The organism is Phenylobacterium montanum, assembly GCF_018135625.1.
Classification (GTDB): domain Bacteria; phylum Pseudomonadota; class Alphaproteobacteria; order Caulobacterales; family Caulobacteraceae; genus Poindextera; species Poindextera montana.
The window spans coordinates 2,925,962-2,940,971 of the sequence record NZ_CP073078.1 but is presented as its reverse complement, the minus strand read 5'-3'; the positions used below and the strand labels follow the sequence as shown (position 1 = coordinate 2,940,971).

Sequence of the window (15,010 nt, the reverse complement as noted above, 5' to 3'; positions counted from 1 at the left end):
GGTTGGGCTAGTTCGGGCAAGCTTTACTTTGAAGGCAAGGCGCGCCGCCCGGGCGGCTTTCTTCTATGTTTTCAATACGCTGGCCGACGCTAAGCGCCAGTGCTTGGCCCGACGATTTCGCCGTCTCAACGCCCTGACAGGCGATCGTGCGCCAGGGCTCGCCGGCGACCGATGCGGCCTTGCGGGCGCGATTTTCCGCCCCGACGTCGGCCCTATGAGCAAGGATGACGACGATTTCCGCATCCGCCTGGGCCAGGTAAGGGACTGCGGCGGCGGGCTGGGAAGAGGCCGCGGCGCCGGCCGGTCGAAGCGCGGGTCGCAGACCTTCATCGGCCAAGTTCACGCGGCCATTCGCCGGGCCGGCGGCGATCCGAACCGTCCGCCGGGAGCGAAGGCCAAGGGCCGGTTCAATGCCCGTGGCCGGGGCGCTGCGATCAGCGCCGCGATGAAGGACCGGAGCCCGTGGCGCCGCGAGGCGAGCGGCGTTCGCACGCGCGCGCGGCGGGTGGCGGTCAAGGCCCGGGTGGTGAAGCTGAACCCGCAGCGCGGGGCGGCGAGGGGACGAGGCTTCGTCAGCGCTAAGGCGGTCGTTGCGCACCTGCGCTATCTGGAGCGCGATGGGGTCGACCGAAACGGAGAGAAGGGGCGGCTCTATTCCGCCGGGCGAGACGTCGAGGACGGCCAGGCGTTCCTCGATCGCGGCCGGGAAGATCGGCATCAATTCCGCTTCATCGTCTCGCCCGAGGACGGCGCCGATCTGGCCGACCCGATGGAGACCACCAGGGCCTTGATGCGGCAGATGGAGGCCGACCTCGGGACCAAGCTCGATTGGGTGGCGGTCGATCACTTCAACACCGGCCATCCCCATACTCACGTGCTGGTAAGAGGGATCACCGACGACGGCAAGATCCTCAACATCGCCGGCGACTACATCGCCCACGGGATCAGGGAGCGGGCCAGCGAGATCGTCACCCTGGAGCTGGGAAGACAGACCGAGAAGGAGGTGACGAAGAGCCTGGAGCCAGAGGTCGAGGCCGAGCGCTTCACCCGGCTCGACCGGATGCTGATCGCCGAGCAGCAGGCCAGTGACGAGTGGGCCGACCTTCGGCCCGACAAGGACATGCTGGAGACCTTGCGCCAGAACCGCGCCCTCCTGATTCAGCGGGCCAGGGTGCTTGAGCAGATGGGCCTCGCCGCCGAGGCTGAGCCCGGCCGCTGGATCGTGTTCCCCGAAGCCGAGGATACGCTTCGTGACCTCGGCCAGCAGCGCGACATCATCAAGACCATGCACAAGGCCCTGGAGCGGGCGGGCCTGGCCGAGGAGCGCGCGCCAGGGTCCTACGTCCTTCACCGGGAAAGGACCGAGGAGCGGATCACCGGGCGGGTGCTGGACAAGGGCCTGGCCAGCGACGAGCTGGGCGAGCGGGTGCGGCTTGTGATCGACGGGGTGGACGGCAAGATCCATCACTTGGAGCTGGACGCCGCCCGCGCCGAAGAGATCGCCAAGGGCATGGTCATCGCCGCCGGCTCAGGCCCCGAGGGGCCGAGACCGTCAGACCGCAACATCGCTGAGATCGCCGGCCTCCAGGGCATCTATCGCACCGATGACCACCTCCTCTTCGCGCGCGAAGATCTTGTCAGCCGGGGCGTCGATCCCGAAGCCTTCGTTCAGTCCCATGTCCGAAGGCTGGAGGCCCTGAGGCGGGCCGGCATCGTGCTGCGCATGGACGATGGGGTCTGGGAGGTTCCACGCGACCTCGTGGCCCGTGGCCAGGCCTACGACCAGGCCAGAGACCCGTCCGACCTTCGCGTGCGCATCCTCTCGCCCTTCGGGCTGGATCGGCAGGTCCGCCATGAGGGCGCGACTTGGCTGGACCGGGAGCTTGTCGCCGGCCGGCCGACGCCGCTCAGCGACCGGGGCTTCGGCCACGACGTGCAGGTCGCCCTGGAGCAGCGGCGACGGACCCTGCTCGACGCCGGCCACGTCCGCGATCTCGGCGGCGGCCGGATGAGCGCGCCGAAGGATCTGATCCAGCGCCTGGAGGCGATCGAGATCGACAAGGCCGGCAAGGCGCTCGCCGCAGAGCGGGGCCGCAGCTGGTCCCCTTCCATTCCCGGCCAATCCGTCACCGGCAAGCTCACCGGCTCGGTTCAGCTCGCCAGCGGACGCTTCGCCATGATCGACGACGGCCTCGGCTTCAGCCTCGTTCCCTGGCGGCACGTCCTCGAGCCGCACGTGGGCCGCGAGGTTTCCGGCATAGCCCTGCCGGGCGGTGGGATCGACTGGATGCTGGGACGCAAGCGCGACCTGGGCCTCAGCCTCTGAGGAGGCCAGACGGGCCTTGAGGCCGTCAAGGGCGACTCCGCCGCTGTGCGGCTGCGCCGTGGCCTTCGGCCATGGGCGCCGCTGGCGCCCACCCTGGACCGCCTCAAGCCCCGCCTGGCGATGAAGCCGGCATGGGCGCGAGGCCGGGCCTCGCGCGCACGGCGTGCGCGCCGGCTTGCAACCCTGGCTGGATCAGGGGACACAAGGGACGTGATGAAGACCTCGCTGGATCATCTGCCGGAAGCCAAACGCCGCGAGCTGTCGCGGGTGGTGGAGATCCTGTTCGCCGAATTCGAGGAGGCCATCGCCGGCGGCACCCAGCCGTTCAAGCGCAAGGGCCGTATCCTCAAGATCATCCTGTTCGGCTCATACGCCCGTGGGGATTGGGTCGAGGACCCGAAAGGCGGCTACGTCAGCGACTACGACCTCCTGGTGGTGGTCAACAGCGACAAGCTCACCGACCCGATCGAGACCTGGGCCAAGGCCGACGATCATCTGCTTCGGGAATATGCGATCAGCCATCGGCTGACGGCGCCGGTGAACTTCATCGTCCATGACCTCAATGACGTGAATCAGCGTCTGCGAATGGGGCGCTACTTTTTCACCGACATCGTTCGCGATGGGGTTGCGCTCTATGAGGCCGAGGGTTTCCCGTTTGACCAGCCCAAGACGCTGGAGCCGGCCGAGGCGCTGAAGGAGGCGCAGGGGTATTTCGACAAATGGTTCCAGAGCGTCGGCGGCTTCTACCGCGGATATCAGTACGCCCTCAACGACGGCGACCTGAACAAAGCCGCCTTCGACCTGCATCAAGCCGCTGAACGCCTCTACCATTGCCTCCTGCTGACCCTGACACTCTGGAGCCCAAAGTCGCACAGGCTGAATTTCCTCCGCTCTCAAGCCGAGCAGCTGGATTCACGATTGGCAACAGTGTGGCCTCGCGCGACCCGCTCCGACCAGAGATGCTTCGAGCTACTGCGACGCGCCTACGTCGATGCCCGCTACTCGCCGCAATACAAGATCACGCCTGAGGAGTTGGCTTGGCTTGGGGAGCGGGTGTCGACCCTGAAGGACGTAGTCAACGTGGTCTGCACCGACAAATTGGCTGCGCTGATGGCGGGCGCATAGTGCCATCGCCGATTACGGGTAGCCGAATTGGCGGCGACGATGGTTGCTGAGTGCAAATAGGGTTGGCACCATCCGAATGATAGACGCCCCAATAGGCATCTGCGCGCACATGCAAGGTGTGTTCTTCGTCTTCGGTCTTGGCTTCCTCGACTACGCCGAGCACCCGAACCATATGGCCGTTGAGACATAGGCCGAGAGGATTGGTGATTGGCGGTTCGATGGACTGCCGACTGCGCTCAGCTCGTTGCCCCGGCGGTGGAAGTCTGGCCGAGCCTTTGAGCCCGGCCAGAACCGCGAGCCCACCGTCTCTGGTCAGATGTCGTCAGGCAGATCAGTCGGACAGTTTGAATGTGCCTCGGCCATGGCGCGACCTACAGCCGCCGACCACGTCCGGCCTTCTCCCTGGACCGTGATCCCGACGTTTTGCATGGTTTTCCGCGAGAAGATCTCGCCGACCGCGATGTAGGGCTTACCTACCCGCGCCTGGCTAATCGTCACGCCGTAATATTCGTTGATGTCGTAAGTCATGATGGATGCTCCGTTGTGCTTCTGAGCCCGTGGAGCGGCGGCCAATTCCGACGCACCCCTTCACGGGGCACGCCGGCTAACTTCACCCAGTGGAGAAGCGCGGGACCCCGTCGCCGGGGCTGACGGTCAAGCCGCCATGCGTAGCCAGTGGGAAGTGGGGAGGGCCGTCGGGAACTTCAAGGCGGCGTTCAACAGGCAGAGCGGAACCGCGCCAAGTGAACCGGAGCCGCATCTTTATGGCCTCGGGACTGGAGCCAGTGCGGCGAGAAGAGTTCGATCTGGCCCTCTCGCTCCAGATCCCTGAGCGAAAGTTAAGCAGGCCGAAGGGCGGTCAGAGCAAGCGACTTTCATTGGCTCTCAGCCCGGGCTCGGACACGTCCGCGTGCGGGCCACGTTGGCGACCCTCAAAAGCGGCTAAGCCGTGCCAGTACTGCCCTATCGCTGACCCGACCGTCCCATCCGGAGTGGGAGGCAGTTGCCAAATCCACCATCGAGTGCGCAACTCTTCAGGACAACCGCAGAATCTGCAGCCAGGGGGGCGCGTGAATTCAACGAGATCAATCCGGATAAACCTCGACCAGATCGGCAACCCGGCTATTGCGCCGCGCGGCGAGGGGTTCATCCAGCATGAGGCCCGCCAGCGGGTCTTTTCTGCTCTCGTCAACTTCGACACTCCGGTGACCGAGAGTCAGGACGATGCTGCCCGTCCACGGGAACTCGATATTATCAAAGATCGCCGACATGATGCGATCTTGGTGTCGGCACGCCGCGGCGAAGGCAAGACTACCTTCCTGACGAATGTTCTGGAATCGATCCAGGATGGGACCTATCGCATTCTACTCGACCAGAGCGCGCCCGCTGCGGCGAACCCCGCCAAAAACCTCTACAGTTTGGGCGTCATCGATCCGACTCTGATTGAGACTAAACAAAATATCGTCATTGTCGTGATCGACCGAATCCGGATTGCGACGGAGCATCGGCGGAAGCACTATAGCAACCTGGCCGACGAGTATGCGGCCGTAAAGAAATCTTTGCGCAAACTTGCGCAGGGCCTTTCCCTCCTCGATGGGATTGGCGACTCTCTGTACGGGGGCCGTGAATGGCTGGATCCCGATTTCATACTGGATCAAGGTCTGTTGAATGCCTCGGCTGCTCATGATTTTGAGCGAAGCTTCCGGCACTACGTCGCGAAGGCAGCCCATTACGTTGGGTGTGATGCGTTCGTTCTTGCCATTGACGACGTCGATACGTGGTTTGAGAAGGGATGGCCAGTCCTAGAAGCGCTTCGCAAATATCTGGCAACGCCGCAGTTGCGCATTATACTATCCGGAGACTTGAATCTCTACTCTCTGCTGATCCGTCGCCAGCAATGGGCACAGATGGGTAAGGATTTCATCACGGCTGAGGAGTCGCGGGGCAATGTCGATGCCGGGATGTCGCAGGTCTCTAAGATTGGCCACATGGTGGACGCCCTGCAAGATCAATATCTTGTTAAGGTGGCCCCCCCGGAGAACCGGATCGATCTACGTCCGCTTGAGTATCACGTGCGCCAGGCGAGCCTCGAGCTCGAGAGCAATCGCCTTTCGGCGCCGATGCCGGAGGGCGAGTTTATCGAGCGAATGGCGGGTCGCCTCCTGGGTCTGAACGCAAAACCGGATGTGGCTCTCTTTCGCCAGCAGCTCCTAAGCTTGCCCACAAGGAGCAGCCTGCAGGCCTTGGCCGGTGCGGTCGAACTCTGCGGCGCAAGCGCCGACTCTTCCGTCGTGAGGCGGGCGGTAGACACCTTCCGCCACGTCGCCTGGACCTCACTGATGGGGCTTGGGATAGACATCGACGCTACGCGCGACCCCTCGCCCGATCTTATTCTCGGGCTGCTCGCCCGCTGGCTAACGCAATCTAACCGCTGGCTGGATCTTGCGCGGTTTCATCCAGACACGACAGATCCGGACCGGAATCTTGTTGCCATCTATCTAGCCGCGGTGCTGACCGAAGTCTTCCGCCGCTCGCCGGGCCGGATGCTCGAGTTCTGGCTGAAAATCGCGACGCTGCGGGAGAAGATTGACCGGGGCGAGGTAGGCGATGATGGCGCGCGGGGTGGAAGCCTCCCCCGCCTGATGGATCATCTCAATGCCAACACGGTTGAAAACGCAGCGCAATTCGTGAGCCGGTTGGCGGCCTGGGAGGTGACCGAAGGTGGCCGCGATCGTATACGCCGCATCGTGCCTAGCACCCGACTAAGCGGAGCCACGGTGCCGATCGCAAGAATCCGCGAGACACGAGCAGCCACGATTGAGCTCTACGGCCTCGAGTATGCGCCGGGACGAGGGGCAGCCCTGGACCGCGAAGCCTTCCGCAACGTCGCGGACAAGCAAGAAGCATATCAAAAACGCCTCTTTCAGGCGCTGCCGCCCCCGCTCCGAGGCTATCACTCTGCACTGATCCGCGCAGGTTGGTCCTACGACTCTCGGCGCGGTGCCGAGGCCGGCTTCCAGGTCTATTTCGCTAACGGGATTGAGGATCTGGCCGAGAGGCTCGACCGCAACGCGCGACTGGTGGCCCTGCTGCCGTCCAGTCGGATCGTCAGCAGTCAGCAAGCGGATTACGGCAATTACTCGTTCCTAAGGCTGCTCGGAGTCATCGCCGAGCTGTTGGACGCAACATCCGTCACGGACGCCGCAGAGCGCCGTCAGCGGGTGGCTCAGACCATTACGGCCCTTAGCCAGGCGCGCAGCTATCCCACTCCCAGCGCAGTCGAGGCCGAGCGGCGGCAGGCCGCTGCGGACTATGAGCCGGACGAGGAGCTCGAAAGCGATTCCGGACCAGGCCAATTCGCCCCTTCGGTGGGAGATGAGCTTGAGGATCTAATCGTTGCGTGGCTGGACGCGCATTCATTGAAGAATGTGGCGCTCGCGCCGATAACGCTCTCGCGGATGTGGACCCGATTCACGTACGCGTTCGGCAATATGCGCGATGAGCTCGTGCATGGCCAGAGCCGCTACCTCGGCGTGTTTTTTCACCGCACCATTATCGCCTTTCTGCATGCAGTTGGTTTCGAGGCGCTGAGGGCAGCCAACTTTGCGCCGGGGCGGAGCCTGGCAAACAATCCAGTCCGGTCCGGCGAGGTGTTCGTCCGGCTCCTCTCGGAAATCTACGATTCGGACGACCGAACCTTCCAGGCGACGCCGGAATTTGACTTTTTTGACGCGATCTTTTCCTGCCCTATCTGGGCCTACTTCCTCGCTCGTAATGAAGAGGAGGAAGTGGATAAGCCGCGCCGAGGTGAACCGAATGACAGTATATTCCAACACTACTCCATGCGAGTCGGGCAGTATTTGGAATCTGATATCGAATTCGCGAAAGTGCTAATGGGATCACCAAAGCCATCGGAGTCGACTGCGAAATTTGAAGGTCTATTCTTCCCACTCAACACCGTGCAGCTGCAGGGAGGTGGGGATATCAATGGTCGGGCCGGAGGGCGACTGAAATCTTTCATGGACCAGCAGAAACCAAAAATTCGCCGGCGGCCCGGTCCCGCAGCGGACGAGGCTGACAGTGAAGACGGATCGCCCTGATTCCGTGGCGGGCAGATCATCATGAGCGCCCTGATCTATCGCCGAGCGTTCACCGACACGTTCGGGCTCCGGACATTCGCGGGCGGCGAGGTCCCTGACCTAGAGAGTGTAAAACGCCGCATTTTCATCACCGAGCGGCGGTCAGCTGTGGATCGGCCGGATCACTTCTACAAGAACTATCTTGAAGTCAGACTGGGTCGGCTGAGCAGCGTCGCAGCGTTGCCCTGGCGCGTCTTAAGCGCGCTTGCGGAGCGGTTCATCGAGCGCCGGAATGGTAAGCTATGCATCCGGGCTGGGACGTTCGAGGATTGGCGGGAAGCGCTACCAATGATTTCCCCCATTGCCGTCATCGTGGCCTTTCTCGTGGCGGAAGGCCGGATAGCGGGCGACGACGACCCCCGAACTCGCCTTACGGATGATCTTGGAGACACTGCGCTGCTCTCGCCGAGCAATCCCCTTCTGGCCACGCTGATCGAGCGGGATGGGCTCAATGAAATGCACATGCATCTCAATGGGGCGACCGAGGCTGACATCCTCTGGGCGGACGCGGTGCGCTATCCAAGGGAGTACCATGATGAGCTGATGGCGGCGCAGATTAGGGCGCACGGCCTGACGAGCCAGCTCTACGATCAGATCGAACTGGGTCTCACCCCGTACGAAATATTCCGGCGCCTGCGCGCTGCTCGGCGCGTGCGGCACGCGATGGCCGAGGCGTTCCGGCAGCCGCAGGACCGCGGTCAAGCGCCCCTCAATATGTCGCGCTTATTGACGCTGATGAACGTCGAGCTCGACGATCGAGAAGCTGATTTTGAACCGATAGCCCCGGCGTCAGACCCACCTGTCACCGCCATTTGGGCGGGCACAAGCACCGCCTTGATTGATGAAGGCGCCTTTCTCCTCGCCTGCCTCTCGGCGGCCTCCCAGCCAGGGCCGCTGCAGGAGGTCATGGGTCTCGGACTTTACTTCAATCTGCTAGTGCAAACGCTTGTGGGCCGCATTTCAATGCAGCAGGTCGACGAGGTCGGCTTCGACCAGTTTCAGAAATACACTGTTATCGGGGTGCGGGAGCGGCTCGAGCGCGCCTACGAGAAGCGCTTCAGCCAGCTCAACATAGGCCCGCCACACCGAGTCTTGACGCACCTTGAAGGCCGGCTTGCGCCCAAGAACTCGGTAGAGGAATTGGCCAAACTGGTAGACTCGATCTCGCAGGGCTGGCTCCGGTTTCGCGGGTGTCCAAGGCTTAGCGAAGCGCGGGGCCTACGAGGTGCGGCACCGCGCTGCATGACCGGTCAATTTTGTGGCGAGGGCTGCGCTGGAGGGCCATCCACCGGCCGCGATAATTCAGAGCTATCGCTGGTGGTGCACTTCATCAAGCGCAAGCTGGCTCCGCCATCGGGCCGGATTCCTGAGTGCCGCGACGGGCCCCTCAGGGCAGACCTTGCGCGCCAGGCGGACGTCGTCCACGCGCTGCGCCAGCGCCATCCCTTTGCTGCGCAAATCCTGCGCGGCATCGACGCAGCTGCCAATGAGCTGCACGCGTCCCCTGAAGTCTTTGGGCCCATCTTCCGGCGTCTGCGACGCGACCGCGACCTGCACGCGACATACCATGTAGGCGAGGATTTCATCCATTTGGTCTCCGGGATTCGTGCTTCGGCTGAGGCGCTCGCCTATCTCGGCCTGGGGTCAGGCGACCGATTGGGACACGCGACAGCCTTGGGTATCGCGCCAGCGCTCTGGCTTGGCCGCACCGGCGAGCGGTTGGTCATCTCGCGCGGTGAGCATCTCGACAACGCTACGTTCGCACATGCGCTCCTCTCTCAGCGCCGCGGACATGAGCGAGCGCTCAGTAATCTGCGCGACGTCATCGCCCGTCGCTCGGCCGAAATCCTTGGCGAAGAGCACGGCCCCCATCTCCTCCACGAGGCGTGGCGCCTACGCGGTCTGGACATCCTCGAACTCCTGGAACTCGAGCGCATCTGCGACCTCGAGCCTGGGGATGCGATGGCGACGGCGGCCGCGGCGAATTTCCGAGCCGAGGCCATCGCGAGTCCCAGCCGGCAGGACGAGCTTCGCCGGTTAGCTCGAGCCGGCCGCGAGCACCCGCTCGCTTTTCGCCTTTTTCGCCAGCGCCATCGCGAGCAAGTGGTAGCGGACCAACTCGTTGAGGTGAAGACTACAGAGTTGGACGAGCGGGACCTGACCGCCATGCAAGACCTCGTGCTCGGCGACACTAACGGCGCCGGTGTGGTCATTGAGACACTGCCTACTAGTAACGTGCGTATCGCCGCATACCGAGGCTTGGCGGACCATCATTTGTTTCGGTGGCTCGGAATTGCAACCAGCGACCTGTCGAACCGACCAGCGGTTTGTGTCGGCAGCGATGATACCGGCATCTTCGCGACCAGCTTACGCAATGAGCACGCGGCGATTTTCGAGGTCCTGACCGGCCACTACGGGAGGCCTGCGGACGAGGCGATCGAAATCATTAGCCGGTTGAACGCCACCGGCTTTGCGTTCCGCTTTCGGCCGCTCCTCCAGCCGCCGCCTCGGCGGCTCGGAAGTGCCTAAAGACCTCGAACCTCTTGCTGTTCGCAGCGCTCAACGTTGGGGGCAATCCCCGTCAAACCCGAGGCGCAGTCGGTGCCGAGGCGAAATTCACGCGGGGCAGTGACCGCGAGTTGGTGCAGGGCGATAGTCGTCCGCACCTTTGATAATTCGACAGACTGGAGTTACATTGACCTATTCAGCCCTTATAGAGCCATCCTAACTACACGGGATGACGGGTGTAGCGCTTAGGTTCTTCACCGAATCTAACGCAAAGAACGTCTGCCCGTCGGGCGAGCCGGAAAATTTTCCCCATTGCAGCACTGTAGTGCCATTCGCTGCGTCCTTAGTCTCAATTCTTACTTGTTCTTCATCTTTTGTTCTTTGCTTAAAGGTTACGCTATTGATATTTCCAGATGATGGGTCAAACTCCATCCGAACGAACATGGGCTGCGCTACGCCCTTGAGTATGATGAGCGCGCTAGCGGAAGATTGTTCAATGGTGCCGTTTTGCTGGGTCACGGTATAGTCGCTATAAGCTGGATCATTGGCATCGAAATTCTTAAAAATGACACTCGCGGCACATGCTTTTAGCTTCGATAGCGCCGTGAATGCTACCGTGTTGGTAAGTCCACAAACTGTGCCGTCGTCGCCCGGGCACGTGGCGTTAAGCCAAGCATTGTCTGCACCGCTACCCGCCAATACTTTTCTCTGCACGCTCACTTTAAAATCATGACTCGCCGTTTGGTTTACAGACAAAATTCCATTAGTATAATCGTTGAATTTTAGGCCTTCGGCCGCGCCAGATTGTAACTCAATGAACATAGGTTTGGCAGTTCGTTGGGCCGAAGATTGGGTAACGATCTGAGTGCCGGCGAGCAGAAATGGTTTCATGTCAAAACCATAACTCGACCAACTGTTGGATTGAATGCAGCGGGCCTGCCTTTCTCCATCCGTTAGGTTCGCGTTTGACATGTAGTCGTAAACCACTCTCTCCCTATCATAGGTGGTCAGGACGACATATTCCGGATTTGATAACGCGTCTCTGATGACCTGGCAGGCATTGTTGACAACCGATGCCGGGTCGGTTGCAGCGGTGCCCAGGCCTAAAGTCGTCTTCGTAGAGCTTATTTGCACACCAACAACAGGCACTCCGACGTCCTTGAATACCTGACTTAAAGTCGAACCGGATGAAGAGAGTGTAATCAAATTTTGCATTTGTGCGGTGGAGTCAAATCTAGGATAGCTCTCCGCCTTATATGGTTTAAAAAGGGTCTTTGTATGCTCTAGAATCACGTCTATTGTCGCAGTCGCCCCACCCCCGGTGTTGTTTTGTGTATAGATACGCGCTTTGGCGTATTGTGTTGAATTGTATCCCAGGCTCACATCTATGGGGATGTCATAGGATTGTCCGATCGATGCATTGATTGCGTTTGCCACCGAAGGTAGCGCGTCAGAAATCGGCGACAAGAGCCAACCGTAGCTTCCAGCTGGAATGGCTGCGATATTCGCTTTCAAAGTGTCTAAATTGATATTGTGGTAGATGGACGCCTTATAATGTAGCTCAATGTTGTCGGTGCTTTGAAGGGGGAAGAGGGGGGTTATGATTCCGCTGTGTAGCGAAAGGGCAGCTCCAGATTGGAGATTACCGTTTTGAACAGAATATCCATAGATTGGTACGGTAGCAATGGCTGTTGATTTTCCTTTTGATAGGCGATCGATCTCGATCGATATTAAAATTGAGGAATTGTCTTTTACGCCGATTAAGCCCTTAACGTGGTCAATCACTGTCGCGTCGTTAATTTGAATTGATCCGTAATTTTGAAGATCGATATAACCGTAGTAATCCTGAAATGCCGCCTCGGCAGGAAATTGTACCGGGTCGGATGCGGGCACGTCGGCCATCTTTATCAGGCACAGCGAAGTGCCAAAGTAGGTCTGGGTTTGCGACTGGCATGTTGCCGTCGCTACACCGGACGAGTCCGCTTGCGATGATGCCGTCCCTGCGCAGGCGGAGCTCTGTGCCGCGCACCAAGAATACCCTGCCAATAAAGTGATTTTCCATGCCGAACCGGCGGCGTTCGCGCGCATGTACGCCCCCCATTGCCGGTCGGAGAATGAGGTTAACCATTCATAAGGTCAATATGGCGAACTTCAACTAAGAGTGACCGGGGGCCAAGGACGGCAAAGACTAACAGGTCCGACTCGGCATATCCGTCTCTGCTCGACTTGCCACCGCCGAGGCTCCGCGCCTATCCGCCCGAGACGGTTGTGGCTGAGAAGTTCCAGGCCGAGGCCGCGCTCGGAATGGTCAATTCCCGAATGAAGGACTTCTTCGATCTCTGGGCGATCGCCAACACCTTCGATTTCGCTGGGCCTGTGCTCGCCGCGGCGATACCGGCCACATTCGCGTGCCGGGAAACCCCATTGCCGACTCAGGCGCCTTTGGCGTTCACTGCAGACTTCGCAGAAGCGAAGCAGACGCAATGGTCGGCCTTTCACAGGCGCACGTAGATCTCGCTAGCGCCGGAGCCGTGCCCCTAACTCCAGACGCAAATCATCTCTTTCGTCATGCCGCCAACACTGAGCGCCGCTAGCGGGACTGGGTTCGAAAGCGGTTGGCCGGCCGGAGGGGGTGTGGATCAGCTGACGGCTATCGCTCGATTTCCCGGGCGACAGCACCCGCCAACGTTGAATTTGCTTGGCGAGCTTCGCGTTGCGTGAGCCCGCGAGGTGACCCAACATCTGATGGTCAGCAGTTCGCATTGAGGTAGGCCTTGCATTGGCCGTCAAAGAGGCTGCCGCACAGTCGCGGCGGTTTCATTGACGAGTTCCAAGCCTCATGCCTTCGAAGTCCAAGCCGGCCGCAACCGGTTCAGATCGCCATTCCCAAAAGCGCGCCAGCCAGAAGGGGCGCATGAACCACCGGGGACGCAAGCCGGACCCGATTGTCGAATTTCCGGAAGCGCTCTGGGAGGTTTGGGAAGATCCAAAGGGTCTCGCCGACGCGCTGGACCTGCACATGCGCCGGCATGCCGACACGACATATCGATTGCACAAGACGCTGGTCAGCCAGGGCTTCGCCCTGGAGCTTTCGTCGCTGAAGACCTGGCGTTCCGGCACGAAGGCGCCGCGATCCCTTGAAAGCTTGTCCATCCTCAAGGCGATCGAGCGACGATACCGACTGCCGCCGGGCTACTTTCAGGCGAAGCAGCCCCACCCGGCGCGGGCCGCGGTAGGATACAATCTTCCAGGCGTCGAAGCTGCGGAGAGCAGGCGTCTAGCCTGGCATCTGCCGGATGATTTCAACAAGCGCCCGCGAGCCGAACGCGATAAAATCCTGGATTGGGTGCGAACGAACATCATCTCGGGGACGACTGAGTATCGCCGCTATCACGCCAGCGCCGTCAAGCAGCGCTTCGGCCTCAGATTCTCAGGGACGGCCGCCACGGCCCGCCAGTCGACAGCTGGCCTGGACGGAGAGGACAGCGACCCTTCGGAACTCTCAGATGTTGACCTGGATTGGCGCTATGGCGCGGTCCCCGCGCCAGCGCGCCTTGACCAGGAGATGAGTGAACTCCTCCGCTTCAAGACCAGCACCCTGACCGACATCGGCTTTCAGCGGCAGGGCGTCTGGGGGAGCGAGACGGCCGCCCAGAAGGTCGAACACCTGGGCCTTCTATTTGGCGCTCTGACCGCATCGCCGAATTCGGCCGTGAAGGGGAGGGGGGTGCCCACTCCTCGGCTCTGTTTCGCTCTCCTGGTCTTTCCGCAGGTCTGGGACTGGTACGTGCAGTGGCGGGAACAGAGGCGTGGATTCTATACGTCCTGGGAAGTCGACCAGCTGCTCATTGGGGCGGCCATGACCCGGAAAGAGACCGGCTGGCTGCGGCAACGGCCGGATCTGGCCCGCCGCCTTCAGGCGGTCCCGGGACTCCTGAGCGCCAGAGAGATCCACGACGCCCAATCCGATTGGGACGCCACGTGCGAGCGGTTGCACCGTCACGTCCTGACACGGGCCAAGGAAATCGAACGGGTGGCGCGCGTTCACCGCGATCCGTTCGAGCCGATCCTGCCGATCCTCGAGGCCGACAGCCCCGTCGGGGAGTACCGCAAGATCGCCGACGAGGTCCTGCGGCGCCGGCCCGACGCCCGGCGCTACCCACGCGACGCCGCCGAGGCTACACGGTCGTTCCTGATCATCCGTCTTGGCCTCCATCTCGGCCTTCGCCAGAAAAACCTTCGCCAGCTCCTGGTCTGCCCGCGCGGTCGCGCGCCGACGCCGGAGCGAACCTTGGAGACGCTGCGCCGCGGTGAGCTGCGCTGGAGCGAGCGTGACCTTGGCTGGGAGGTTCTCATCCCCGCCTCCGCCTTCAAAAATGCGGGGTCATCCTATTTCAGCGGCAGGCCGTTCAGGGTCGTGCTTCCAGACCTCGCCGGCCTCTATGCCGAGATAGAGGCCTATCTGAAGGTCCACCGGGGTAGGCTCCTCAATGGCGCCGCCGACCCTGGCACGTTCTTCATCAAGACGGCGAAGACGACCAGTCGCAACGCGGCCTTCGACCAGCACACCTTCTACGAGGCCTGGCGGCTGATCATCCAACGCTACGGGATCTTCAATCCCTTCACGGGCCGGGGCGTGATCAAGGGCCTCCTACCGCATGGCCCGCACAATGTGCGCGACGTGCTGGCCACCCACATCCTCAAGCAGACCGGCTCCTATGAGCAGGCCAGCTACGCGATCCAGGACACACCTGAAACCGTGGCCAACCACTACGGCCGCTTCCTGCCGCAGGACAAGGCCGCCCTGGCCGCCCAGGTCCTCAACAAGGTTTGGGAAGCCGCCTGATGCGGTGACCATAGCCCAGGCCCCGCGAGGGGCCTGGGAACGTTCGATTTATCAACTCAGCAAAAT

Annotated in this window: 8 protein-coding genes; 6 read left to right on the top strand and 2 right to left on the bottom strand. The window is 61.5% G+C overall.

Annotated features, from left to right (window positions below; genetic code table 11):
- The first annotated feature begins 214 nt into the window (after positions 1-214).
- Positions 215-2,326, top strand: coding sequence for a DUF3363 domain-containing protein (locus KCG34_RS13155; protein ID WP_211936105.1), 2,112 nt, complete (start codon positions 215-217; stop codon positions 2,324-2,326).
- A gap of 213 nt (positions 2,327-2,539) precedes the next feature.
- Positions 2,540-3,451, top strand: coding sequence for a HEPN domain-containing protein (locus KCG34_RS13150; RefSeq protein WP_367575997.1), 912 nt, complete (start codon positions 2,540-2,542; stop codon positions 3,449-3,451).
- Positions 3,452-3,763: 312 nt separating this feature from the next.
- On the opposite strand, the gene KCG34_RS13145 is transcribed toward KCG34_RS13150, so the two are convergent.
- Positions 3,764-3,979, bottom strand: coding sequence for a hypothetical protein (locus tag KCG34_RS13145; protein ID WP_211936103.1), 216 nt, complete (start codon positions 3,977-3,979; stop codon positions 3,764-3,766).
- Between the two features lie 542 nt (positions 3,980-4,521).
- On the opposite strand from KCG34_RS13145, the gene KCG34_RS13140 reads away from it, so the two are divergent.
- Both KCG34_RS13140 and KCG34_RS13135 read left to right on the top strand, forming a co-directional pair.
- The gene (locus KCG34_RS13140; RefSeq protein WP_211936102.1) at positions 4,522-7,551 is read left to right on the top strand and encodes a hypothetical protein; all 3,030 of its coding nucleotides are present in this window, start codon (positions 4,522-4,524) and stop codon (positions 7,549-7,551) included.
- A 21-nt stretch (positions 7,552-7,572) separates the two neighbouring features.
- Positions 7,573-10,119 (top strand): hypothetical protein, encoded by a 2,547-nt coding sequence (locus KCG34_RS13135; protein ID WP_211936101.1) that lies wholly within the window; start codon positions 7,573-7,575, stop codon positions 10,117-10,119.
- A 195-nt stretch (positions 10,120-10,314) separates the two neighbouring features.
- Here KCG34_RS13135 and KCG34_RS13130 read toward each other — a convergent pair whose 3' ends face one another.
- Positions 10,315-12,186 (bottom strand): hypothetical protein, encoded by a 1,872-nt coding sequence (locus KCG34_RS13130; RefSeq protein WP_211936100.1) that lies wholly within the window; start codon positions 12,184-12,186, stop codon positions 10,315-10,317.
- Positions 12,187-12,324: 138 nt separating this feature from the next.
- Here KCG34_RS13130 and KCG34_RS13125 point away from each other — a divergent pair, with 138 nt between their 5' ends.
- Both KCG34_RS13125 and KCG34_RS25895 read left to right on the top strand, forming a co-directional pair.
- Complete coding sequence (locus KCG34_RS13125) at positions 12,325-12,609, top strand: nucleotidyl transferase AbiEii/AbiGii toxin family protein (RefSeq protein WP_211936099.1); 285 nt, start codon at positions 12,325-12,327, stop codon at positions 12,607-12,609.
- 403 nt (positions 12,610-13,012) lie between these two features.
- Positions 13,013-14,944 carry a hypothetical protein gene (locus KCG34_RS25895; RefSeq protein ID WP_249138015.1) on the top strand — a complete coding sequence of 644 codons (1,932 nt, stop codon included), beginning with the start codon at positions 13,013-13,015 and terminating at the stop codon, positions 14,942-14,944.
- The last annotated feature ends 66 nt before the right edge of the window (positions 14,945-15,010 follow it).

Bases quoted from the DNA above. Each gene is read 5' to 3' on its own strand.
- KCG34_RS13155 (WP_211936105.1), top strand. From the start codon at position 215: ATGAGCAAGGATGACGACGATTTCCGCATCCGCCTGGGCCAGGTAAGG.
- KCG34_RS13150 (WP_367575997.1), top strand. From the start codon at position 2,540: ATGAAGACCTCGCTGGATCATCTGCCGGAAGCCAAACGCCGCGAGCTG.
- KCG34_RS13145 (WP_211936103.1), bottom strand. From the start codon at position 3,979: ATGACTTACGACATCAACGAATATTACGGCGTGACGATTAGCCAGGCG.
- KCG34_RS13135 (WP_211936101.1), top strand. From the start codon at position 7,573: ATGAGCGCCCTGATCTATCGCCGAGCGTTCACCGACACGTTCGGGCTC.
- KCG34_RS13130 (WP_211936100.1), bottom strand. From the start codon at position 12,186: ATGCGCGCGAACGCCGCCGGTTCGGCATGGAAAATCACTTTATTGGCA.
- KCG34_RS25895 (WP_249138015.1), top strand. From the start codon at position 13,013: ATGAACCACCGGGGACGCAAGCCGGACCCGATTGTCGAATTTCCGGAA.